Below are 22125 nucleotides of genomic sequence, written 5' to 3'. Positions count from 1 at the left end.
CGGGTGGATGGGGCTTGGCGGGACCTAGTCGCCCACTTCGCCGTACGCGGCGAGGAGAACGGCCGGGTCGGGGCCCTCCAGGACCGTCGGCTTGGCGAGGCCGTCGAGGACGATGAAGCGGAGCAGGTCGCCGCGGGACTTCTTGTCGACCTTCATGGTCTCCAGCAGCTTGGGCCACTGGTCGTAGCGGTAGCTGAGCGGGAGGCCGACGGATTCGAGCACTGTGCGGTGGCGGTCGGCCGTCGCGTCGTCCAACCGGCCAGCGAGACGGCCCAGTTCGGCCGCGAAGTGCATGCCCACGGCCACTGCGGCGCCGTGCCGCCACTTGTAGCGCTCGTTCTTCTCGATGGCGTGCGCGAGGGTGTGGCCGTAGTTGAGGATCTCGCGCAGGCCCGACTCCTTGAGGTCGGCGGAGACGACCTCGGCCTTGACCTTGATGGAGCGCTCGATGAGCTCGGCGGTGTGCGGTCCCGCCGGGGTGCGGGCGGACTCCGGGTCGGACTCGATGAGTTCGAGGATCACCGGGTCGGCGATGAAGCCGGCCTTGATGATCTCGGCGAGCCCGGAGACGTAGTCGTTGACCGGGAGGGAGTCCAGCGCGGCGAGGTCGCAGAGCACGCCGGCCGGCGGGTGGAAGGAGCCGACCAGGTTCTTGCCCTCGGCGGTGTTGATGCCGGTCTTGCCGCCGACCGCCGCGTCCACCATCGCGAGCACGGTGGTCGGTACGGCGATCCAGCGGACCCCGCGCAGCCAGGTCGCGGCGACGAATCCGGCCAGGTCGGTGGTGGAGCCGCCGCCGACGCCCACGATGACGTCGGAGCGCGTGAACCCGGACTGGCCCAGCGCCTTCCAGCAGTAGGCGGCGACCTCGGCGGTCTTGGCCTCCTCCGCGTTCGGCACCTGGATCGCCACGGCCTCGAAGCCCTGCCCCGCCAGATCGGCACGGAGCGCGTCACCGGTCTCGGCGAGCGCCTCGGGGTGGATGACGGCGACCCGCTTGGCCTTGTCGCCGACCAACCCGCCCAGTTCGCCCAGGAGTTGACGGCCCACCAGGACCTCGTACGGGTCGCTGCCCGCCGTGCCGCCGACCTGGATCCGCGTCACTGACTCGCTCATGCTTCCTTCAACTCCAGTGCGTCCAGGACGGCTTGGGTGACGTCCTCGGGGGTGCGGCCGTCGGTGGATACGACGGCCCGCGCGACCTCGGCGTACAAGTGGCGCCTGGCTTCCATCAGTTCGCGCCACTGCTTGCGCGGGTTGATGGCCAGCAGCGGGCGGGCCGCGTTGAGGCCGGTGCGCTTGACGGCTTCGTCCACCTCCATGGAGAGGTAGACGACCCGGTGTGCGGCGAGCAGCGCGCGGGTGTCCTCGTCGAGGATCGAACCGCCGCCGAGCGCCAGGACGCCGTCGTGCCCGGCGAGTGCCTGGGCGACGGCGCGCTTCTCGATCGCGCGGAAGACGGGCTCGCCCTCGTCGACGAAGATCTCCGCGATGGATCGGCCCTCGGCCGCCACGATGTCGTCGTCGGTGTCCCGGTAGCCGACACCGAGCCGCTCGGCGAGCTGCTGTCCGACCGTCGACTTGCCGACCCCCATCGGGCCGACCAGGACGACCAGCGGGGTCGCGGTCACCGGATGGCCAGGTTCTCGAGGTACGAGCGGACGTTGCGGCGGGTCTCGGGCACCGAGTCGCCGCCGAACTTCTCCGCCACCGCGTCCGCGAGGACGAGCGCGACCATCGCCTCCGCGACGATCCCGGCGGCCGGGACCGCGGACACGTCGGAGCGCTGGTGGTGGGCCTGCGTGGCCTCACCGGTGACGACGTCGACGGTCTGGAGCGCGCGCGGCACGGTCGCGATCGGCTTCATCGCGGCCCGCACCCGCAGCAGTTCGCCGGTGGACAGGCCGCCCTCGGTACCGCCGGAACGGCCCGACACGCGCCGGATGCCCTCGTCGGTCTTCACGATCTCGTCGTGCGCCTTGGAACCGGGCACCCGCGCCAGCTCGAAGCCGTCGCCGATCTCGACGCCCTTGATGGCCTGGATGCCCATGAGGGCACCGGCCAGGCGGGCGTCGAGCTTGCGGTCCCAGTGGACGTGCGAGCCGAGGCCGACGGGGACGCCGTAGGCGAGGATCTCGACCACACCGCCCAGGGTGTCGCCGTCCTTGTGGGCCTGGTCGATCTCCGCGACCATCGCCTTCGACGCGTCCGCGTCCAGGCAGCGCACCGGGTCGGCGTCCAGCCTCTCGACATCCGCCGGCGTGGGCAGGACACCCTGCGGGGCCTTGGCCGAGGCCAGCTCGACGACGTGCGAGACGATCTCGATGCCGGCCGTCTCCTTGATGTACGACCGGGCCACCGCGCCCAGCGCGACCCGCGCGGCGGTCTCCCGGGCGGAGGCGCGCTCCAGGATCGGGCGGGCCTCGTCGAAGCCGTACTTCTGCATACCGGCGAGGTCGGCGTGGCCGGGGCGCGGGCGGGTCAGCGGGGCGTTGCGGGCCAGCCCGGCGAGGATCTCCGGGTCGATGGGGTCGGCCGCCATGACCTGCTCCCACTTCGGCCACTCGGTGTTGCCCACCATGATCGCGACCGGGGAACCGAGCGTGAGGCCGTGGCGGACACCGCCGAGGAACGTGACCTCGTCGCGCTCGAACTTCATGCGGGCGCCGCGTCCATAGCCGAGCCGGCGCCGGGCCAGGTGGTCCGCGACCATCTCCGTGGTGATCGGGACGCCGGCGGGAAGACCCTCCAACGTCGCCACGAGTGCGGGACCGTGGGACTCCCCCGCGGTCAGCCAGCGCAACCTGCTCAACGGTGCTCCTCATGCTCGCGCCCTGGTACTGCCCTGCGTACGCGTGTCCTCGCGTACGGCGTCGGCGTGACCGGGTGCGCGGCCCTGGCCCGCCGCCCCCGATCCTCCCACGTTCGGCACACGGACCTGGCCGACGGTCCAGAGAGCGGACGCCGAACGGCCGAGGTCAGCGACCGGCACACGCTCCACGACCAGCAGGAAGGGCCACTTCACCTCCCCGCGTGGACGACCGGCCGCCTGCTCTCGCGGACCCGCGAGGCCGCGGTGAATCTGCGCGCTCGCCTTGCTCAGCGCTCTGCGGCCCGTGGGCCGGGCCGCTTCTTCTCCCCCGTGCGAACGCGCCCGCGTCAGCGGTCGGCCAGGGCCTTCTCGCCCGCTCTGCGCATCGCGTCCAGCGGGGCCGGCCGGTGGCCTGTCATCTGTTCCACCTGGAGCACGGCCTGGTGGACCAGGAGGTCGAGGCCGCTGACGACCGCGCCGCCGTAGCCGGACCAGCGGGCCGCGAGGTCGGTGGGCCAGGGGTCGTAGAGGACGTCGAAGAGGGTGGCGGGGCGTTCCGGTACGAGGGAGGAGAGGGCGTCCGTGGTGCCGGCCGGGGTGGTGGCGAAGACCAGGGGGGCGCGCAGGCCCTCCGCCGCGTCGGCCCAGTCGGCCGTACGGAGTTCCACGTCGAGCCGCTCGCCCCACTGGCGCATCTCGGCGGCGCGGGCCTCGCTGCGGACGTAGGCGACGACCTCGCCGGTGCAGATCCGGGAGAGGGCGGCGAGCGCGGAGGAGGCGGTGGCGCCGGCGCCGAGGATCGCGGCCGAGTCGACCTGTTCGATGCCGTGTTCGCGGAGGGCGGCGACCATGCCGGGGATGTCGGTGTTGTCGCCGACGCTGCGGCCGTCCTCGGTGAACACGACCGTGTTGACCGCGTCCACCGATGCCGCTGTCTCGCTGATCTCGTCGAGCAGCGGTATGACGGCCCGCTTCAGCGGCATCGTCAGGGACAGCCCCGCCCACTCCGGCCCGAGGTCCTCGAAGAACCCCGGCAGACCGGCCTCGTCGACGTCGAAGCGGTCGTAGGACCAGTCGTCGAGGCCCAGCTCCCCGTATGCCGCGCGATGCAGCACCGGGGAGAGGGAGTGGGCGATGGGCGAACCGAGCACAGCGGCCCGGCGGGCGTCAGTTGCCCGTGGTGGCATTGAACTTGTCCTTGAGTGCCTGGAATTCGGCGTACGTCTTGGCGAATTCGGTCTTGTTCTCGCCGTCGGTCGCCACGAAGTAGATCCAGCCGTCGTGGGTCGGATTCAGCGCCGCGGCCAGAGCCTCGGCACCGGGGTTGTCGATCGGTCCGGGCGGCAGGCCCTTTTGGGTGTAGGTGTTGTACGGGTCCTTGTTGCTGTTGATCTCGGACTCGCTGATGCGGATGTTGCTCTGGCCCTTCAGGTAATTGAAGGTCGAGTCGAATTGCAGGTAGCGGTTGGTCTCGGTGTTCGTGGTCTTGAGCCGGTTGTAGACGACTTCGGCCATCTTCCGGAAGTCCTCGTGCGTCTTGCCCTCGGCCTGGACGAGGCTCGCGACCGTGATGACCTGCAGCGGACTGTCCAGATTGAGCGCCTTGGCCTTCGCCGAGAGGTCGATCGCGTCGTAATTGTCGTTGGCCTGGGCTACCATCTGTTTGAGGACCGTTTCGGGTTTCATACCCTTGGCGGCGCCATAGGTTCCCGGGTAGAGGAAGCCCTCCAGCGGGTCCTTGATGTTCGAGTTGTCGTTCGCCCAGTCGGGCAGTCCGAAGCTCTTGAATTCCTTCTTGGCGACGGCCTTGGTGGTGCCGCTGGAAATCTGGAGTTTCTTGTCGATCGCCGCGTAGACCTGGGCGTTTCGCCAGCCGGGGGCGACGATGAGATTGTCCTGGCTCTTGGGGTCGAGCATCAGCTTGACGGCGGCCGCGGCGGACATCTCCTTCTTCAGCAGAAAGACGCCGGCCTGGATCTTCTTCCCGTCGGGATTCTGCGACTGGGCGGCGACGAACGCGTCGACGCTCTTGACGACTCCCGCCTCTTTCAGCTTCTGTCCGATGTCCGAGCCGAAGGCGCCCTTGGGGATGGTGACGCTCACCGAACCGGTGCCGTCGCCCGCGTAGTCGGGCGCCGAGCCGAAACGGTTCTGGTAGAAGTGCCAGCCGAAATAGCCGACGCCGGCGAGACCTCCGCCGAACACCAGGACGACGACCAGGCAGGCACAGCCGTTGCGGCGCTTCTTCTCCTTGCCGCCTTTGCCCTTGCCCTTGCCACCCTTGCCGCGCCGGCGGCCGTCCTCGGGCTCGTCGTCGACCTCGTCCTCGTCGTCGCCGCCACCCGCGAAGAACGCGTGTTCGCCTTCGTCGGGCCCCGGGTCCCAGTCGGTCTTCTCCGGCTCGGGTTCCGTGCGGCGCTTGCCGGGCGGCTCCGGCGGCGGAAACGCGTCGGGCGTGCCGTAGAAATCGGGCTGCTGTTCGCCATAGGCGGCGGCCTGCTGCCCGTACGGGTCACCGGGGTCGGCGGCGTACGGGACCTGGTTGTGCGGGTGGGTGCCGTCCCAGCCGCCCTGCTGGTACTGCTGCTGCTGACCGGCGTACTGCTGATGACTCTGATCGGCGTACTGCTGCTGGTCGTTGTACTGCTGCTGACCGTTGTACTGCTGGTGCTGATCGGGGTACTGCGGGTGGCCCTGTTCGTCGTAGACCTGGTACTGCTGCTGCGCCTGACCGTAGTCGGCCTGCTGGCCGTGACCCCAGTCGCCGTACTGCTGTGGCTGCTGCGGCTGTTCCGGATAGTGCTGCTGCTGGCCGTCGTACGAAGACTGCTGGCCCACGTGGGCCTGCTGGCCTTCCCATCCGATGTCCCCGAACAACGGGTCCTCCGGATGCCACGGTTCGGAGCCTGGGCCCCGGCCATACTCAGTCATCGATCCCCTAGAGCCGCGAGGCGGCGGTCGCGGCGCTTGGGGCTCCGGCTCCCGTCCCGCCTCTTGCTGTGCCATGGCTGTTCGAACACCATCGCATCGCGCGGAACGTTACCGTATCGCGATCAGATGACCACTTCGACGCCCTCGCCGGGTGGTTTACCTGACACCCGTTCGGATTCCAACGCCTGCTGAAGGATGATGACGGCCGCTGCCTGGTCGATGACCGAGCGGCCCTTCTTGGACGTGACGCCCGAGGCGCGCAGTCCCTGACTGGCCGTCACTGTGGTCATCCGTTCGTCCAACAGTCTGACCGGTACCGGGGCGATGCCCCTGGCCAGCTCCTGGGCGAAGGCCCGGACCTTCACGGCGGCCGGTCCCTCGCCGCCCTTGAGGGAGCGGGGGAGGCCGACGACGACTTCGACCGGTTCGTACTCCTCGACGAGTTGCTTCAGCCGGCGGTGCGCCGCCGGGATGTCACGGCCGGGGACCGTCTCGACGGGAGTGGCGAGGATCCCGTCGGGGTCGCACGAGGCGACCCCGATGCGGGCGTCCCCGACGTCGAGCGCGAGCCGACGTCCTCTTCTCATACTCTCGACCGCTTCTTACTTCGCCGTGTCGGCGACGAGGCGTTCGACGGCGTCGACGGCCTCGCCGACGGCGGCCGGGTTCTGGCCGCCGCCCTGGGCGACGTCCGGCTTGCCGCCACCGCCGCCGCCGAGGGTCTTGGCGGCGGCGCGCACCAGGTCACCGGCCTTGAGACCGCGCTCGCGGGCGGCCTCGTTGGTGGCGATGACGGTGAGCGGCTTGCCGTTGTTGACCGTGAACAGGGCCACGACGGCGGCCCGTCCGCCCTGGATCCGGCCGCGCACGTCGAGGACCAGCTTGCGCAGGTCGTCCGGGGTGGTGCCGTCCGGGACCTGGCCGGTGACGACGGCGACGCCGTGCACGTCCTTGGCGGACTCGACGAGTCCGGCGGCGGCCTGGAGCACCTTCTCGGCGCGGAACTTCTCGATCTCCTTCTCGGCGTCCTTCAGCTTGCCGAGCATGGCGGAGACCTTCTCCGGAAGCTCCTCCGGGCGGCCCTTGATCAGCTCCTGGAGCTGGGCGACGACCGTGTGCTCCCGGGCGAGGAAGTTGTAGGCGTCGACCCCGACGAGCGCTTCGATACGGCGGACTCCGGAGCCGATCGACGACTCGCCGAGCAGCTTCACCAGGCCGAGCTGGGAAGTGTTGTGGACGTGGGTGCCGCCGCACAGCTCCTTGGAGAAGTCGCCGATGGTCACGACGCGGACCCGCTCGCCGTACTTCTCGCCGAACTCGGCGATGGCGCCCTGCTTCTTGGCCTCGTCGAGGCTGAGGATCTCGGCGTGCACGTCCAGGTCGCGGGCGAGCACCTCGTTGATCTTCTGCTCCACGTCGGTCATCACGGCGGTGGGAACCGCGGACGGCGAACCGAAGTCGAAGCGGAAGCGGCCCGGCTGGTTCTCCGAACCGGCCTGCGCGGCCGTCGGACCCAGCGCGTCACGCAGCGCCTGGTGGGTGAGGTGGGTGGCCGAGTGGGCACGGGCGATGGCGGTACGGCGGCGGACGTCGATCGAGGCCTCGGCCTTGGCGCCGACGGTGACCTCGCCGAACTGGACTACGCCCTTGTGGACATAGACCCCGGGGACCGGCTTCTGGCAGTCGCGGATCTCGATCACGGCACCGGACTCGACCTTGATGCGGCCGGTGTCGCCGATCTGGCCGCCGCCCTCGGCGTAGAAGGGGGTGCGGTCGAGGACGATCTCGACCTCGTCGCCCTCGGTGGCGGCCGGGGAGGAGACGCCGTCGACGAGGATGCCGACGATCGTGGACTCGCCCCGGGTGTCGGAGTAGCCGATGAAGTCGGTCTCGCCGGCCTGGTCGGCGATCGCGCGGTAGGCGCCGACGCCGGCGTGGCCGGTCTTCTTGGCCTGGGCGTCGGCCTTGGCCTGGTCGCGCTGCTGCTTCATCAGGCGCCGGAAGCCGTCCTCGTCCACGGAAAGGCCCTGTTCGGCGGCCATTTCGAGGGTGAGGTCGATCGGGAAGCCCCAGGTGTCGTGGAGCAGGAACGCCTTGTCGCCGGCGAGGACCTTGCCGCCGGTCTCCTTCGTCTCGGAGATGGCCGTGTCGAGGATGTTGGTGCCGGCCTTCAGCGTCTTGACGAAGGCGGCCTCCTCGGCGAGGGCGACGGTCTCGATCCGCTGGCGGTCGGTGACGAGCTCGGGGTACTGCTGGCCCATCATCGCGATGACGGTGTCGATGAGGTCCTTGACGACCAGGCCGGTGGCGCCGAGCAGGCGCATGTTGCGGATGGCACGGCGCATGATGCGGCGCAGGACATAGCCGCGGCCCTCGTTGCCGGGGGTCACGCCGTCGCCGATGAGCATCACGGACGTGCGCATGTGGTCGGTGACGACACGCAGGGAGACGTCGGACTCGTGGGAGTCGCCGTACTCGACGCCGGTCAGCTCGGTGGCCTTCTTGATGACCGCCATCGAGGTGTCGATCTCGTACATGTTCTGCACGCCCTGGAGAATCATCGCCAGGCGCTCCAGGCCGAGGCCCGTGTCGATGTTCTTGCTGGGCAGCTCGCCGAGGATCTCGAAGTCCTCCTTGCCGATGCCCTCGCCGCGCTCGTACTGCATGAAGACCAGGTTCCAGATCTCCACGTACCGCTCGTCGTTGACGGCCGGGCCGCCCTCGACGCCGAACTCGGGGCCGCGGTCGTAGTTGATCTCGGAGCACGGGCCGCAGGGTCCGGGGACGCCCATCGACCAGTAGTTGTCCTTCTTGCCGAGGCGCTGGATGCGCTCGGCCGGGACACCGATCTTGTCTCGCCAGATCGTCTCGGCCTCGTCGTCGTCGAGGTAGACCGTGATCCACAGCCGCTCGGGGTCGAGACCGTAACCGCCCTTGTCCTGGGGCGAGGTCAGCAGCTCCCAGGCGTAGGTGATGGCGCCTTCCTTGAAGTAGTCGCCGAAGGAGAAGTTGCCGCACATCTGGAAGAACGTGCCGTGCCGGGTGGTCTTGCCGACCTCTTCGATGTCGGGCGTACGCACGCACTTCTGCACGCTGGTGGCGCGCGGCCACGGCGGCTTGACCTCGCCGAGGAAGTACGGCTTGAAGGGGACCATGCCGGCGGGGACCAGGAGCAGAGTCGGGTCGTCCGCGATGAGCGACGCCGAGGGGACAACGGTGTGGCCGCGCTCCTCGTAGAAGCTCAGCCAGCGGCGGCGGATTTCAGCCGACTCCATCAGTGGTCCTCATTCCGGTTGTACGAGTACGTCGTCCTGTCGACGGACTTCGGGGTGCTGTGGTTCTCGATGGCCATGTACCGCCGGGCGGCGGGGAGTTCGGGGTCGACCGGGGCGTTGATCCCCAGCGCGTCGCCGAGTTCGGCCTCCCGCTGGGCCATGCCCGCGCGGACGTCGAGCGCGAAGCCCACCGCGCTGTCCTTGAGCCGGTGCCCGGCTTCGAGCGCCTTGTTGGCCGCGGAGACGGCGAGGTGCTCGGGGGTCAGCTGCTTCAGCTTGCGATTGACCTTGGTGGTCGCCCAGACACCGGCGGCCACGCCCGTGCCGAACCAGAACGTACGGCGGAACATCGCTCGGTCAGTCCTTCTTCCGGGTGCGTTTGCCCCGCCGTCCGGCCGGGACGGTACGGCCCACGATCACCGTACGACGGGACGCCCCCGACGGCGCGGGCACGTCCTCGCGTCGGCCGCCCAGGGCCCGGCGGACGCCGTAGCCGAAGGCCGCGACCTTGACGAGGGGACCGCCGAAGGTGGAGGCGACGGTGGTGGACAGGGCGGAGGCGTTCGACGTGACTTCCTGGACGTCGGAGGCGATCGCGTCGACCCGGTCGATCTGGGTCTGCGCCGAGCGCACCGCCGCGGAGGCGTCCGCCAGGAGCGGGACGGCCTGGTCGGTGACGTCCGCGACGAGCTTGGTGGTCGCCTTGAGCGTCTGGGCCAGCCTCACCAGTGCGACGGCGAGGAAGGAGACCAGGATCGCCCAGAAGACGGCCACCAGGATCCCGGCCACCTCTCCACCGGACACCTGACACCCGCTCTCATAAACACCTGTAGATGACTGGCCCGAGCCTATCGGGCCGGAGACAGCGCTCCGTAAACATATGTTGATGGCTGGCCCCGAGCCTATCGCGCCGGGGGTGGCGCTCCGTACCGCATTCCCGCCCCGCGCGCGGTGGAGTTGGGTGAAGCGATTGTACGGACTGAACACGGTTCAGTACGCTCCGTGTTCCATGCGAGCTCCCCATGGCGGCGACGCCACCGCGGACGGCAATCTGCCCCTCGAACCCGACCGGTTCGTGGGCCGTACGGCCGAACTCACCGAACTGGCGCGGGCACTCGACGCCTCGCGTCTGGTCACGGTGACCGGGCCCGGCGGGGTCGGCAAGTCCCGGCTCGCGGCCCACGCGGCGGCGCGCACCGCTCCCCCGGACGGCGTGTGGCGGGTGGAGCTGGCGCCGGTGCGCGATCCGGAACTGGTGGACTTCGCGGTCGTGGAGGCCCTGGGGCTGACGGACCACACCACGCGGCTGCCGCGCGAGGCGCTGCTCGCGCATCTGGCCGGGCGTCAACTCCTGTTGGTGCTGGACGGGTTCGAGCATCTGGTGGACGTGTGTGCCCCGCTGGTGGCCGAATTGGTCGGGCGGGTGCCGGGGCTGCGGGTGCTGGCGGTGGGGCGGCGGCCGTTGGAGCTGGCGGGCGAGCGGGTGGTGACGCTGGCTCCGCTGGGTGAGGCCGAGGCGGCCGAGCTGTTGGCCGAGCGGGCCGCGCAGCAGGGGGTCGTCCTCGGCGAACAGGACGCGGACGTACGGGAGTTGTGTCGGCGCCTGGACGGGATTCCGCTCGCCGTGGAGCTGGCGGCGGGGCGGCTGCGGGCTCTGTCGCCCGGGGAGTTGCTGGCGCGGTTCGACGATCGGTTCCGGCTGCTGGCGGGTGGACGCAGGGACGCGTTGCCCCGGCATCAGACGCTGCGGACGGCGATCGGCTGGAGCCATGAACTGTGCACGCCCGAGGAGCGGTTGCTGTGGGCGCGGCTGTCGGTGTTCGCGGGGCGCTTCGACCTGGAGGCCGCCGAGTACGTGTGCGGCGGCGACGGACTGCCCTCGGACGGTGTCCTCGACGTGCTGTCCGAACTGCTCGCGCAGTCGGTGGTCGTCCGTGAGTTGACGGCGACGGGTGTGCGCTACCGGATGCTCGACACGATCCGGGCCTACGGTGCCGACTGGCTGGAGGCGACCGGGGACGCGCCCCGGCTGCGGCGGCGGCACCGCGACTGGTATCTGGGGCTTGCCACCTGGTGCGAGCTGGACTGGTTCTCGCCGCGCCAGGGCCAGGTCGCCGCGCGGGTCGAGGCGGAACTGCCGAATCTGCGCGGCGCCCTGGAGTACTGCCTGACCGAGCCGGACGAGACGCATCTGGGCCAGTACCTGGCGGGCTCCCTGTGGTTCTACTGGGCGGGCTGCGGGCGGCTCTCGGAGGGCCGGCACTGGCTGGAGCAGGCCGTACAGCTCGACTCCGACAACGACCAGTCACGGCTGAAGGCCCTGTGGGTGCTCGGCTACGTGGCGATCCTCCAGGGCGACACCGTGCCCGCGCTCGCCGCGCTCCAGGAGTGCCGCGAGGAGGCCGACCAGACCGCGAACCCCACGGCGGTGGCGTACGCCGAACACCGCACCGGCTGCCTGGCGTTGGTCACGGACGACATGCCGCGCGCGGAGACCCTGCTGCGCTCTGCGCTCGACCGCTACCAGCAGATCGGCGAGCTGAACAGCAACGTACTGATGGGCCAGGTCGAGCTGGCGATGGCCCGGGCCTTCCAGGGCGACCTGGCGGACGCGGTGAAGCTGTGCGAGGACGTACGGCGGGTGTGCGAGGACCACGGTGAGCGGTGGACCCGTTCCTACGCCCTGTACGTCCTGGCCTACGTCGCCTGGAGCGAGGGGCGACTCCCGCACGCGCGCGACCTGTTGGCGGACTGCCTGGGCAGCGCGCACGGCTTCCGCGATCTGCTGGGCACGGTGCTGGCGGTCGAACTGCTGGCCCTCGTCACGGCGGCCGAGGGCGACGCAGCCGAGGCCGCGCTGCTACAAGGCGCGGCGGGCGGGATGTGGCCGTCGGTGGGCCTGCCGCTGTTCGGTTCGGCGTACTACAACGCCCCGCACGAGCTGTGCGAGGCGATGGCCCGCGAACGGCTGGGCGACGGCCCGTACGAGGAGCGCGTGCGCGAGGGCGCGCGGCTCGGCCGGGAGGCCGCCGTGGCACGTGCGCTGGGGCAGCGGCGCCCCCTCGACGCCGTACCGCTGCCGCGCGGGCCGGTACGGCCTGCGCCGGTGGGCGTGGACATGCGAAAGCCCGCCGCCTCGCCCACCCGGAAGGGCGGGGAGACGGCGGGCTGACGTGGTGCAGGTGGTGCTACGTCCGTGAGGTGATCAGCGGGCGTAGTACTCGACGACGAGCTGCTCGTCGCAGATCACCGGGATCTCCTTGCGGTTCGGCTCGCGGTCCAGGCGGAAGGCCAGGGCGGCGAGGTTCACCTGGAGGTAGCGCGGGGTCTCGCCGTCGGGGGCGAAGCCACCGGCGCGGGAGACCTCGAACAGGGTCTTGCTGCGGCTGCGCTCGCGGACCATGACGACGTCGTCCGGCTTGACGCGGAAGGACGGCTTGTCGACCTTCTGGCCGTTGACCTCGATGTGGCCGTGAACGACCATCTGGCGGGCCTGGTAGATCGTGCGGGCGATGCCCGAACGCAGGACCAGCGCGTCGAGACGACGCTCCAGCTCGATGATCAGGGCCTCACCGGTCTTGCCCTGGACCTTGGAGGCACGCTCGTAGGCGCGGACGAGCTGGCGCTCGGACACGTCGTACTGCGCGCGCAGACGCTGCTTCTCCAGCAGACGGACCTTGTAGTCCGAGTTCTGCTTGCGGCCACGACCGTGCTCACCCGGCGGGTAGGGACGGGCCTCGAAGTACTTGACGGCCTTCGGGGTCAGCGCGATGCCGAGGGCACGCGACTTCTTGACCTTGGGGCGGGACTGGTTCGCCACGATGTCTCTTTCCTGGTTATCGGCTTGTCAGGGTGGTGAGAGAGGTCGCATCCGCAGCCGGGGAGACCCGCCGAATCCCTTGCGGGACCTGGTGGGCAGCCGCTCCCCTGATCTGGGCACTACGTGCAGCACGCGAGTGGCCCACCGACCGGTCCCGCCTCGCGGCGGATGGTGGTGGGCTGCCCGCGACACCATTCGAACGGTGCGCGACGCTCCTGGAGCCGGTCCGAGAACTGGGTCCTTTGACTGGCTCCGGCTGACCGTCCCGTTCTGACAGCACGGGACACAGCACTTCGGGGGATTCTACAGGGTGCTCAGGACCGCTTTCGACCGAGGTGCTTGCGGGTCCACTCGACGGCGTCCGCGTACCGCGCCTCCGCGCCGTGCCGGGTCGGTTCGTAGTACTCGCGGTCCTTCAGCTCGTCCGGGGAGTACTGCTGCTCGGCGATCCCCTCGGGCAGGTCGTGCGGGTAGACGTACCCCTGGGCGTGCCCGAGCTTGGCCGCGCCCTTGTAGTGGCCGTCCCGCAAGTGCATCGGCACCGGGCCCGCGTGCCCCTTGCGTACGTCCTCCATGGCGGCGCCGATCGCCATGGTCGCCGCGTTCGACTTGGGGGCCAGGGCTAGGGCGATGGTGGCGTGGCTGAGGGTGAGTGCGGCCTCCGGGAAGCCGATCATCGCCACGGCCTGGGCGGCGGCGACCGCGATCGGCAGCGCGTTGGGATCGGCGAGGCCGATGTCCTCGCTGGCCGAGATCATCAGGCGGCGGGCGATGAAGCGGGGGTCCTCGCCTGCCTCGATCATGCGGGCGAGGTAGTGCAGGGCCGCGTCGACGTCAGAACCGCGGATGGACTTGATGAGGGCGCTGGCCACGTCGTAGTGCTGGTCGCCGTCCCGGTCGTACTTCACGGCCGCGCGGTCGACCGTCTCCTCCAGGGTCTGGAGGGTGATGTCCGGCTCGCCCTTGTCGAGGGCGGCACCGGCGGCGGCCTCCAGGGCGGTCAGCGCGCGGCGGGCGTCGCCGCCGGCGATGCGCAGCAGGTGGTTCTCGCTGTCCTCGGGGAGGGTGACCGCGTCCTTGAGACCGCGCTCGTCGGACAGCGCCCGGCGCAGCAGGGCGCGCAGGTCGTCGTCCGTGAGCGGTTCGAGGGTGAGGAGGAGGGAGCGCGACAGGAGCGGGGAGATCACCGAGAAGTACGGGTTCTCGGTGGTCGCCGCGATCAGGGTGATCCAGCGGTTCTCCACGGCCGGGAGGAGGGAGTCCTGCTGGGCCTTGCTGAAGCGGTGGATCTCGTCGAGGAAGAGGACGGTCTCCTTGCCGAAACCGCCGGTGGCGCGGCGGGCGCCGTCGATGACCGCGCGGACCTCCTTGACCCCGGCGGTGATCGCGGACAGCTCCACGAACCGCTTGTCGGTGGCCTTGGAGACGACGTAGGCGAGGGTCGTCTTGCCGGTGCCGGGCGGCCCCCAGAGGATCACCGAGGACGGTCCGGCCGGGCCGCCCGCGCCCTCGCCGACGAGCCTGCGCAGAGGCGAGCCCGGCTTCAGCAGATGCTGCTGGCCCACTACCTCGTCGAGGGTGCGCGGGCGCATCCGTACCGCCAGGGGACTGCCGGACGGGTCCTTCTCCTGGCGTTCTTCGGCTGCGGCGGTGAAAAGGTCGGGCTCCACGTCGAAAACCCTATGTCACGCCACTGACAATCCGGCCTGGCAGGCGTTACGCCCAGAGCTGGGTGCCCCAGCGGGTCAGGATCAGCATGGCGATGATGCCGACGTGGGTGACCGGGAGGACCCAGGTGAACTCGCCCAGGAAGTTCTTCACCGGGCGCGGGACCTTCAGGAAGTCGTTGCGCATGTTGAACGACGTCACGTACCAGAACATGGTGATCGTGGCGACCCAGGCCAGTGAGCACCACAGGCACAGCGCGTTGATCCGGTACAGCGACTGGAACTGGAGCCAGGTGCAGAAGCCCACTCCGAAGAGCGTGCCGAAGTTGAAGGTCAGCCAGTACCAGCGCGGGAACTTCACCCGGGTCAGCAAGCTGATGCCGACGCAGATGACGATGCCGTAGGCGACCAGGCCGAGCATCGGGTTCGGGAAGCCGAAGGCCGCGGCCTGCTTGGACTCCATGACGCTGCCGCAGGACACGATCGGGTTGATGCTGCAGCTCGGGGTGAACGTCTTGCCCGCGAGCTTGCCCTCAAGAATCTTGAACTTGTCGATCGTGATGACCCACGCGGCGAGCAGACCGGCCGCTCCCGTGATCACCAGCAGCACGGCGAAGGCCCGGCTGCTGCCGACCGTGCGCGGCTCCTCGGCCGTGTGCTCCGGCTCGGAGTCGGTGGAGACGTCCTTCACTGTCGTCTTGCTCATCACGCCGATCCGTCACTTGAGAGTTGGACCATCTTCGGGCAGGGCCATTGTGCCGCACGCATGGCCCTGTCCACCGTTCGGTGGACATAAGGAAGTACGCACGGTCGTCCCTGAGCGCTCGATTCCGGACGATGCTCATGGCATGACAACACAGGCGAACGAACTCGCAGTGGATGTGCGGGGGCTGCGCAAGCAGTACGGGGACGTGACCGCCGTGGACGGAATCGACCTGGAGATACGCACCGGGGAGGTGTTCGGCCTGCTCGGGCCCAATGGCGCGGGCAAGAGCACCACGGTGGAGATCCTCCAGGGCAATCGCGGCCGGGACGCGGGCGAGGTCCTGGTCCTCGGGTCGGACCCGGCGACGGGCACACGCGCGTGGCGTTCGCGGGTCGGCATCGTCTGGCAGGACGAATCGGCACCCGCGGAGTTGACGGTCGGCGAGACCGTACGGCACTTCGCCCGCTACTACCCGCGTCCGCGCGACCCCGAGGAGGTCATCGGCCTGGTGGGTCTGGAGGCCAAGGTCGACAGCCGTATCAAGGCACTCTCGGGCGGCCAGCACAGGCGCCTGGACGTGGCCCTCGGAGTGATCGGCGATCCGGAACTCCTGCTCCTGGACGAGCCGACGACCGGTTTCGACCCGGCGGCCCGGCGCCAGTTCTGGGACCTGATCCGCAAGCTGGCCGGCGAGGGCACCACCATCCTCCTCACCACCCACTACCTGGAGGAGGCGGAGAACCTCGCCGACCGCCTCGCCATCGTCGCCAAGGGTCGCGTGGTCGCGAAGGGCGAACCGGCCGCCCTGCGCGAGGCCCACGGCACCGGAGCCACCGTCGAGTGGACCGAGCCCGACGGCACCCCGCGCGCGGAGCACACCGCCACTCCTACCAAGGTCGTAGCCGAGCTGATGCACCGCTTCGACGGCGAGATCCCCGGGCTGCTGGTGACCCGCCCCACCCTGGAGGACGTCTACCTCCGGCTGACCGGACAGGAGGACGTGCGATGACCACGACGGCAGTGCGGGCCCGGCCCCGGACCTCCGAGGAACGACTGCCCGGCGCCTGGGGGCTCGGGCTGTGGCGCGGGGTGCTGGAACTCAAACAGTTCTTCCGCCAGCGCGACCAGGTCGTCTTCACCTTCGCCTTCCCGGTCGTCTTCCTCTTCCTCTTCGCGTCGATCTTCAAGGACGACGTCCGGGGCGCGGGCGTCACCGCCTCCCAGCTCTACGTCCCGGCCATGATGGCCGCCGGCATCATGTCGACGAGCTTCCAGTCCCTCGGCATCTCGATCGCCATCGAACGCGACGAGAAGGTGCTGCGCCGGCTGCGCGGCACGCCGATGCCACCGGCCGCGTACTTCCTCGGCAAGATCTGGCTGGTTCTGGTCACGGGCCTGCTGGAGACGGCGATCCTGCTGCTCGTCGGGACCGGCTTCTACGGCGTGGACCTGCCCTCGTCCGCGACCAAGTGGCTGGACTTCGGCTGGATCTTCGTGCTCGGTCTGACGGCGTGCGCGCTGCTCGGCATCGCGGTCAGCTCGGTGCCCAAGTCCGGCAAGAGCGCGACCTCCGTGGTCGTACTGCCGTTCCTGGTGCTCCAGTTCATCTCCGGGGTGTACATCTCGATCGACACGATCCCGGACTGGATGCTCAACATCGGTGCCCTGTTCCCGCTGAAGTGGATGTGCCAGGGGCTGCGCGGAGTGTTCCTGCCCTCGTCGGCGCAGGTGCTGGAGCAGGCCGGGAGCTGGGAGTTCGGGAAGGTCGCGCTGGTGCTCGGGGCGTGGTGCGTCGGAGGATTGCTGCTGTGCCTGCTGACCTTCCGGTGGAAGAACCGGCGCGACGGATGACCGCTCCCGCCCCGGCGAAGGGCTCGTACACCTGGGACCGCTCCTTCCGGCTCTGGGACACGTACTTCGCCCTGATCTGGCTGGCCACCCTGGTGTTCGTGCTCGGCACGGACAGGCCGGGGTGGCCGGTGCGCGTGGTGGCGGCCGGACTGCTCGCCCCGCTGATTCCCCTGTACGTCCGGCTCGGGCGCCCGGTCCTCCAGGGCGATCCGCCCGACGAGCGGCGGGCCGTCACCTACCTCGTGGCGCAGATGGCGCTGTTCCTGCCGTCGGCGGTGCTGGTAGGCGAGACCCGGCTGATGGCCTTCGCTCTCGTCCCGCCCTGCTTCATGATGCTGCGGCTGCGCTGGGCGCTGATCGCGGTGACCGTGATCAACATCGCACCGGTGATCGGCTGGGCGCTGCTGTGGTGGCCCGGCGCCCACGACGTGTTCTTCAACTCGGTGTTCGCCGTGGTCACCCTGGTCTTCTCGATGGCCCTCGGGACGTGGATCATCCGGGTCATCGAACAGAGCCAGGAGCGCGCCGAGTTGATCGCCGAACTGGACGCGAGCCGCCACGAGGTCTCCCGGTTGTCGTCGGCACACGGCGCGCTGGCCGAACGCGAGCGCATGGCCCGGGAGATCCACGACACCCTCGCCCAGGGCTTCACCAGCCTGCTGATGCTCATCCAGGCGGTGGAGGCCGAACTGGACGAGGACCTCCCCCAAGCCCGCCGCCACCTGGCGCTCATGGACGAGACCGCCCGGCAGAACCTCGCCGAGGCCCGCGCCCTCGTCGCCGGCGGCACCCCGGCCGACCTCGCCGACGCCTCACTGCCGGACGCCCTGCGCCGGCTCGCCGCGCGCCATGACGCGACCCTCCAAGTCACCGGTCCCGTAAGGGCGTTGCCCGCCGCACCCGAGGTGGTCGCGCTGCGCTCCTGCCAGGAGGCCCTTGCCAACGCCCGCAAGCACGCGGGGAGTTCGGCGACGGTGAGCCTCGCGCTGGCGTACGCGGACGATCAAGTCACCGTGTCGGTACGGGACGACGGGTGCGGCTTCGATCCTGCCGCGGTGTCCGGCGGCTACGGCCTGGCGGGGCTCCGCACGCGGGCCGCGGAGGTGGGCGGGACGGCGCGGGTGCGCAGCGTGCCGGGCGGGGGCACGACGGTGACCGTACAACTGCCGGTATCGCCCCTGTCACCGTCAAGGAGTCCCCGATGATCCGGATCGTGCTGGCCGACGACCATCCCGTCGTACGGGAGGGGCTGCGCGCCATGCTCAGTGCCGAACCGGATCTCGATGTGGTCGCCGACGCCTCCAGCGGGCCGCAGGCCGAGGCGCTGGCGGCCGAACTCCGGCCCGACATCGTGCTGATGGACCTGCGGATGCCGGGCGGCGGGGGCGTCGACTCCATCGTGCGGATGAGCGCGGCGGGGTTGCCGTGCCGCGTGATCGTCCTCACCACGTACGAGACCGACCGGGACATTCTCCGCGCGGTGGAGGCGGGGGCGGCGGGCTATCTCCTGAAGGACCTGCCCCGGGGGGAACTCGCCGACGCGGTGCGAGCCGCTGCGCGGGGCGAGACCGTGTTGGCGCCCTCGGTGGCCGCGCGGTTGGTGGACCAGTTGCGGACGAGGCCGGAGCGGCCGCGGTTGTCGGAGCGGGAGACGGCGGTGTTGCGGTTGGTGGCGGAGGGGTGCACCAATGCGGAGATCGGGCGGCGTCTCTACATCGGGGAGTCGACGGTGAAGACCCATCTCCTGCGCGTGTTCGGCAAGTTGGGGGTGGACGACCGGACGGCGGCGGTGACGAGTGCGATGCGGTTCGGGTTGCTGGACTAGGGATTCTCGCCCCCGCCGCCCCTACCCGTCCCATCCTCCTGGGGCTCCGCCCCAGCCCCCGCTCCTCAAACGCCGGAGAGGCTGAGTTGATGCCTCTTTCAGCCCGTCCGGCGTTTGAGGACGAGGCCCTTTCGGGGCCGAAGCGGGGGGCTGGGGGCGGCAGCCCCCAGGGACGGGACGGGTAGGGGCGGCGGGGGCGAAAGACCCCCTCCTCAGCCGAGCTTCGACTCCAGTTCCGCCACGATCTCGTTCACCGGGATCGCCGACTGCTCGCCGGACTCCATGTCCTTGAGCTGGACGACCCCCTCGGCGAGATCCCGCTCCCCGGCGACGATCGTGTAGCGGGCCCCGCTGCGGTTGGCGCTCTTCATCGCGCCCTTGAGACCCTTGGAGCCGTAGGAGAAGTCCGCCGCGATGCCCAGCTTGCGGAGTTCGGTGACCTTGGTGAAGAGGACACGGCGGGCCTCCTCGCCGAGCGGGACGGCGAACACGCTGGTGGACGCGGGGAGTTCGAGTTCGACGCCCTCCGCCTCCAGTGCCAGGACCGTACGGTCGACGCCCAACGCCCAGCCCACGGAGGGCAGTGCGGGACCGCCGATCATCTCGGAGAGGCCGTCGTAGCGACCGCCGCCGCCCACCGCGGACTGGGAGCCCAGACCGTCGTGGACGAACTCGAAGGTGGTGCGGGTGTAGTAGTCCAGGCCGCGCACCAGCTTCGGGTCGTCCTCGAAGGAGACGCCGGCGGCCGAGATCAGCTCGCGCACCTCCTCGTGGTACGCCTTGCACGCGTCGCACAGGTAGTCGCGCAGCAGCGGGGCGTCCGTCAACTGCTTCTGGACGTCGGGGCGTTTGTCGTCGAGGACCCGCAGCGGGTTGATGTCCGCGCGGCGGAGCGTCTCCTCGTCGAGGTCGAGGCCACGGAGGAAGTCCTGGAGCGCGGCCCGGTAGACCGGACGGCACTCCTTGTCGCCCAGGCTGTTGAGGAGGATGCGGAAGTCGCGCAGTCCCAGGGAGCGGTACGCCTGGTCCGCCAGGATGATCAACTCGGCGTCCAGGGCCGGGTCCTCCGCACCGATCGCCTCGGCGCCGACCTGGGAGAAGTGGCGGTAACGGCCCTTCTGGGGACGCTCGTAGCGGTAGTAGGAGCCCGAGTACCAGAGCTTGACGGGGAGGTTGCCGAGCTTGTGCAGGTTGGCCTCGAGTGCCGCGCGCAGTACGGAGGCCGTGCCTTCGGGGCGCAGGGCGAGCTGGTCGCCGCCCTTGGTCTCGAAGGCGTACATCTCCTTGGTCACGATGTCGGTGGACTCGCCGACACCACGCGCGAAGAGCTCGACGTTCTCGAAGCCGGGCGTCTCGATGTAGCCGTAGCCGGAGTTGCGCAGCGGGGCCGCGATCGCCTCGCGCACGGCGAGGTACTTGGCCGACTCCGGCGGAATCAGGTCGTACGTGCCCTTGGGGGCCTGAAAGGTGCTCACGAAGTTCTCGTCACATTCCTCGTCGGGGAGCCTTCACATCAGCGCCGCGATCTTGACGGCCCGCGGCCACGTCCCGCAGATACGGGTTCGTGGCGCGCTCCTGGCCGATGGTCGTCTGGGGGCCGTGGCCGGACAGCACCACGGTCGAGTCGTCGAGCGGCAGGCACACACGGGCCAGCGATTCGAGGATCTCGGCGTGGGAGCCGCCGGGCAGGTCGGTGCGTCCGATGGAGCCGGCGAAGAGCAGATCCCCGGAGAAGAACACGGACGGGATCTCCGTGTTCTCGGGCATCCGGAAGGTCACCGACCCCTTCGTATGGCCCGGCGCGTGCGCGACCGAGAACTCCAGTCCCGCCAGCTCCAGCCGGGCGCCGTCGGTCAGCTCCTTGACCTCGTCGGGCTCACCCACGGTCAGCTCGCCCATCAGCGGCATCCCGATCGAGCGGCCGAGCGCCTTCTCGGGGTCGCTCATCATGTACCGGTCCTCGGGGTGGATCCAGGCCGGCACGTCGTGCGCGCCGCACACCGGGACGACCGAGGCCACATGGTCGATGTGGCCATGGGTGAGGACGACCGCGACGGGCTTGAGCCGATGCTTCCTGAGCGCTTCCTCGACTCCCTCGGCGGCCTGATGGCCCGGGTCGATGATCACGCACTCCTCACCGGCGGCGGGGGCGACGAGATAACAGTTCGTCCCCCAGGCCCCGGCGGGGAACCCGGCAATGAGCACGATCGTCCTTCGTTGTGTCGATACGGGTGGGGATAAGGATCCCTGCGTCAGTGGTCAGAGCCTACCGGCGCTGCCGAATCCTCAGCGAACCCATATACGGTACGGGGCACACGCAGGCGGTCGGCTCACAAGACGCACGCGTCCCAGTCGACGTACGAGACGCATGAGGAGAGAATCCGGTGGTCACCCAGGAACAGCGGAAGCGGCAGCTCGCGCGGGAGAAGTTCTTGCGGCAGCAGCAGCGGCGCACGGCCGCTCGGCGCAAGGCGCGCACGCGCAACTCGGTGATCGCGTCGGTGCTCGGCGTGATCGTGATCGGCAGCGTGGCGCTGTACACGACCGGGGTCATGAAGAACGACGACAAGTCCAACGCGAGCGCGGACGTGACGCCCAGTGCCTCGGCGACGAGCAAGGCGCCGGACCCGTGCGCGAAGGCCGCCGCGGGCAAGGTCAAGACGGAGACCTGGAAGAAGGAGCCGGCGATCACGATCGACAAGTCGGCGAAGTACACGATGAAGCTGGCGACGACCTGCGGCGACATCGACATCGCGCTGAAGACGTCGGCCGCGCCGCACACCGTGAACTCGTTCAACTTCCTCGCGAGCAAGGGCTTCTTCGACCACACGAAGTGCCACCGGCTCACCACCAGCGGCATCTACGTGCTCCAGTGCGGCGACCCGACGGGCACGGGCAGCGGCGGTCCCGGCTACACGATCCCGGACGAGAACCTGAAGGACGCGAGCCTCAAGGGCGGCACCACCTACCCGGCGGGCACGGTCGCGATGGCGAACACCTACGACGCCTCCACGGGCAAGGGCCGCAACACCGGCGGCAGCCAGTTCTTCCTGGTCTACGAAGCCAGCCCGCTCCCGGCCAACTACACCCCGTTCGGTACCATCTCCGCCTCCGGAATGACGGTCCTGAAGAAGATCGCGGCGGCCGGCGAGAGCACGGGCGCGGGCGACGGAGCACCGAACGCGACCGTCGTGATCAACAAGGCGACCGTCACCAAATCCTGACCGTCAACAGGGAA

At 69.8% G+C, this 22125-nt stretch carries 20 protein-coding genes; 6 read left to right on the top strand and 14 right to left on the bottom strand.

Going from position 1 to position 22125, the window contains the following annotated elements; all coding sequences use genetic code 11:
- Positions 1 to 24: 24 nt before the first annotated feature.
- From aroB to ACQHII_RS38990, 9 genes are all read right to left on the bottom strand, one after another.
- Positions 25 to 1116 carry a 3-dehydroquinate synthase gene (gene aroB, locus ACQHII_RS39030; protein ID WP_200712619.1) on the bottom strand — a complete coding sequence of 364 codons (1092 nt, stop codon included), beginning with the start codon at positions 1114 to 1116 and terminating at the stop codon, positions 25 to 27.
- A complete protein-coding gene (locus tag ACQHII_RS39025; RefSeq protein ID WP_427923668.1) occupies positions 1113 to 1631 on the bottom strand; it encodes a shikimate kinase in 519 nt (172 codons plus the stop codon). The genes aroB and ACQHII_RS39025 overlap by 4 nt, the downstream gene beginning before the upstream one ends.
- A complete protein-coding gene (aroC, locus tag ACQHII_RS39020) occupies positions 1628 to 2812 on the bottom strand; it encodes a chorismate synthase (protein WP_427923667.1) in 1185 nt (394 codons plus the stop codon). Before aroC ends, ACQHII_RS39025 begins: the two co-directional genes overlap by 4 nt.
- A gap of 347 nt (positions 2813 to 3159) precedes the next feature.
- Positions 3160 to 3999 carry a shikimate dehydrogenase gene (locus ACQHII_RS39015; RefSeq protein WP_427923666.1) on the bottom strand — a complete coding sequence of 280 codons (840 nt, stop codon included), beginning with the start codon at positions 3997 to 3999 and terminating at the stop codon, positions 3160 to 3162.
- The gene (gene mltG, locus ACQHII_RS39010) at positions 3980 to 5743 is read right to left on the bottom strand and encodes an endolytic transglycosylase MltG (protein ID WP_427923665.1); all 1764 of its coding nucleotides are present in this window, start codon (positions 5741 to 5743) and stop codon (positions 3980 to 3982) included. The genes ACQHII_RS39015 and mltG overlap by 20 nt, the downstream gene beginning before the upstream one ends.
- 122 nt (positions 5744 to 5865) lie before the next feature.
- Positions 5866 to 6330, bottom strand: coding sequence for a Holliday junction resolvase RuvX (gene ruvX / locus ACQHII_RS39005; RefSeq protein WP_427923664.1), 465 nt, complete (start codon positions 6328 to 6330; stop codon positions 5866 to 5868).
- Between the two features lie 15 nt (positions 6331 to 6345).
- Positions 6346 to 9018: an alanine--tRNA ligase gene (alaS, locus tag ACQHII_RS39000; protein ID WP_427923663.1), complete on the bottom strand. Its 2673-nt coding sequence runs from the start codon at positions 9016 to 9018 to the stop codon at positions 6346 to 6348.
- Positions 9018 to 9368, bottom strand: coding sequence for a hypothetical protein (locus ACQHII_RS38995; RefSeq protein WP_427923662.1), 351 nt, complete (start codon positions 9366 to 9368; stop codon positions 9018 to 9020). Before ACQHII_RS38995 ends, alaS begins: the two co-directional genes overlap by 1 nt.
- A gap of 7 nt (positions 9369 to 9375) precedes the next feature.
- Positions 9376 to 9822, bottom strand: coding sequence for a DUF948 domain-containing protein (locus ACQHII_RS38990; protein WP_063739143.1), 447 nt, complete (start codon positions 9820 to 9822; stop codon positions 9376 to 9378).
- 205 nt (positions 9823 to 10027) lie between these two features.
- Here ACQHII_RS38990 and ACQHII_RS38985 point away from each other — a divergent pair, with 205 nt between their 5' ends.
- Entirely contained in the window at positions 10028 to 12190 is a 2163-nt protein-coding gene (locus ACQHII_RS38985) for an ATP-binding protein (RefSeq protein WP_427923661.1), read from the top strand.
- Between the two features lie 33 nt (positions 12191 to 12223).
- Here ACQHII_RS38985 and rpsD read toward each other — a convergent pair whose 3' ends face one another.
- The 3 genes from rpsD to ACQHII_RS38970 form a co-directional block, all read right to left on the bottom strand.
- On the bottom strand, positions 12224 to 12838 hold the full coding sequence (gene rpsD / locus ACQHII_RS38980) for a 30S ribosomal protein S4 (RefSeq protein WP_362660023.1): 615 nt from the start codon (positions 12836 to 12838) through the stop codon (positions 12224 to 12226).
- A 314-nt stretch (positions 12839 to 13152) separates the two neighbouring features.
- A complete protein-coding gene (locus ACQHII_RS38975) occupies positions 13153 to 14508 on the bottom strand; it encodes a replication-associated recombination protein A (protein ID WP_427923660.1) in 1356 nt (451 codons plus the stop codon).
- A 46-nt stretch (positions 14509 to 14554) separates the two neighbouring features.
- Positions 14555 to 15211 carry a vitamin K epoxide reductase family protein gene (locus tag ACQHII_RS38970; RefSeq protein WP_201050361.1) on the bottom strand — a complete coding sequence of 219 codons (657 nt, stop codon included), beginning with the start codon at positions 15209 to 15211 and terminating at the stop codon, positions 14555 to 14557.
- A gap of 142 nt (positions 15212 to 15353) precedes the next feature.
- Here ACQHII_RS38970 and ACQHII_RS38965 point away from each other — a divergent pair, with 142 nt between their 5' ends.
- From ACQHII_RS38965 to ACQHII_RS38950, 4 genes are read left to right on the top strand one after another with little or no spacing between them, the layout of a single operon-like run.
- Positions 15354 to 16220: an ABC transporter ATP-binding protein gene (locus tag ACQHII_RS38965; RefSeq protein ID WP_427923659.1), complete on the top strand. Its 867-nt coding sequence runs from the start codon at positions 15354 to 15356 to the stop codon at positions 16218 to 16220.
- Positions 16217 to 17062, top strand: a complete 846-nt coding sequence (locus ACQHII_RS38960) for an ABC transporter permease (protein WP_427923658.1) — start codon at positions 16217 to 16219, stop codon at positions 17060 to 17062. Before ACQHII_RS38965 ends, ACQHII_RS38960 begins: the two co-directional genes overlap by 4 nt.
- Positions 17059 to 18267, top strand: a complete 1209-nt coding sequence (locus ACQHII_RS38955; RefSeq protein ID WP_427923657.1) for a sensor histidine kinase — start codon at positions 17059 to 17061, stop codon at positions 18265 to 18267. Before ACQHII_RS38960 ends, ACQHII_RS38955 begins: the two co-directional genes overlap by 4 nt.
- Positions 18264 to 18887, top strand: a complete 624-nt coding sequence (locus tag ACQHII_RS38950; protein ID WP_427923656.1) for a response regulator — start codon at positions 18264 to 18266, stop codon at positions 18885 to 18887. The genes ACQHII_RS38955 and ACQHII_RS38950 overlap by 4 nt, the downstream gene beginning before the upstream one ends.
- A gap of 212 nt (positions 18888 to 19099) precedes the next feature.
- Here the strand turns inward: ACQHII_RS38950 and hisS are convergent, their stop codons facing one another.
- Positions 19100 to 20362, bottom strand: a complete 1263-nt coding sequence (gene hisS, locus ACQHII_RS38945) for a histidine--tRNA ligase (RefSeq protein WP_427923655.1) — start codon at positions 20360 to 20362, stop codon at positions 19100 to 19102.
- Positions 20363 to 20372: 10 nt separating this feature from the next.
- Positions 20373 to 21092 (bottom strand): MBL fold metallo-hydrolase, encoded by a 720-nt coding sequence (locus ACQHII_RS38940; RefSeq protein ID WP_427923654.1) that lies wholly within the window; start codon positions 21090 to 21092, stop codon positions 20373 to 20375.
- Between the two features lie 179 nt (positions 21093 to 21271).
- On the opposite strand from ACQHII_RS38940, the gene ACQHII_RS38935 reads away from it, so the two are divergent.
- A complete protein-coding gene (locus ACQHII_RS38935; protein WP_427923653.1) occupies positions 21272 to 22111 on the top strand; it encodes a peptidylprolyl isomerase in 840 nt (279 codons plus the stop codon).
- Positions 22112 to 22125 lie beyond the last annotated feature (14 nt).

Source organism: Streptomyces sp. cg40, from assembly GCF_050320165.1.
In the GTDB taxonomy this organism is placed as follows: Bacteria; Actinomycetota; Actinomycetes; order Streptomycetales; family Streptomycetaceae; genus Streptomyces; species Streptomyces hokutonensis.
Note: the sequence above shows the minus strand (reverse complement) of the source record. Positions and strands in the feature narration are given on the sequence as shown.

What these genes read in the sequence shown, in the direction of transcription:
- alaS (WP_427923663.1), bottom strand. Translation starts at nt 9,018, where the DNA reads ATGGAGTCGGCTGAAATCCGCCGCCGCTGGCTGAGCTTCTACGAGGAG.
- ACQHII_RS38950 (WP_427923656.1), top strand. Translation starts at nt 18,264, where the DNA reads ATGATCCGGATCGTGCTGGCCGACGACCATCCCGTCGTACGGGAGGGG.
- ruvX (WP_427923664.1), bottom strand. Translation starts at nt 6,330, where the DNA reads ATGAGAAGAGGACGTCGGCTCGCGCTCGACGTCGGGGACGCCCGCATC.
- ACQHII_RS38970 (WP_201050361.1), bottom strand. Translation starts at nt 15,211, where the DNA reads ATGAGCAAGACGACAGTGAAGGACGTCTCCACCGACTCCGAGCCGGAG.
- ACQHII_RS38985 (WP_427923661.1), top strand. Translation starts at nt 10,028, where the DNA reads ATGCGAGCTCCCCATGGCGGCGACGCCACCGCGGACGGCAATCTGCCC.
- ACQHII_RS38960 (WP_427923658.1), top strand. Translation starts at nt 16,217, where the DNA reads ATGACCACGACGGCAGTGCGGGCCCGGCCCCGGACCTCCGAGGAACGA.
- mltG (WP_427923665.1), bottom strand. Translation starts at nt 5,743, where the DNA reads ATGACTGAGTATGGCCGGGGCCCAGGCTCCGAACCGTGGCATCCGGAG.
- ACQHII_RS38995 (WP_427923662.1), bottom strand. Translation starts at nt 9,368, where the DNA reads ATGTTCCGCCGTACGTTCTGGTTCGGCACGGGCGTGGCCGCCGGTGTC.
- ACQHII_RS39015 (WP_427923666.1), bottom strand. Translation starts at nt 3,999, where the DNA reads ATGCCACCACGGGCAACTGACGCCCGCCGGGCCGCTGTGCTCGGTTCG.
- aroB (WP_200712619.1), bottom strand. Translation starts at nt 1,116, where the DNA reads ATGAGCGAGTCAGTGACGCGGATCCAGGTCGGCGGCACGGCGGGCAGC.
- ACQHII_RS38955 (WP_427923657.1), top strand. Translation starts at nt 17,059, where the DNA reads ATGACCGCTCCCGCCCCGGCGAAGGGCTCGTACACCTGGGACCGCTCC.
- ACQHII_RS38965 (WP_427923659.1), top strand. Translation starts at nt 15,354, where the DNA reads ATGACAACACAGGCGAACGAACTCGCAGTGGATGTGCGGGGGCTGCGC.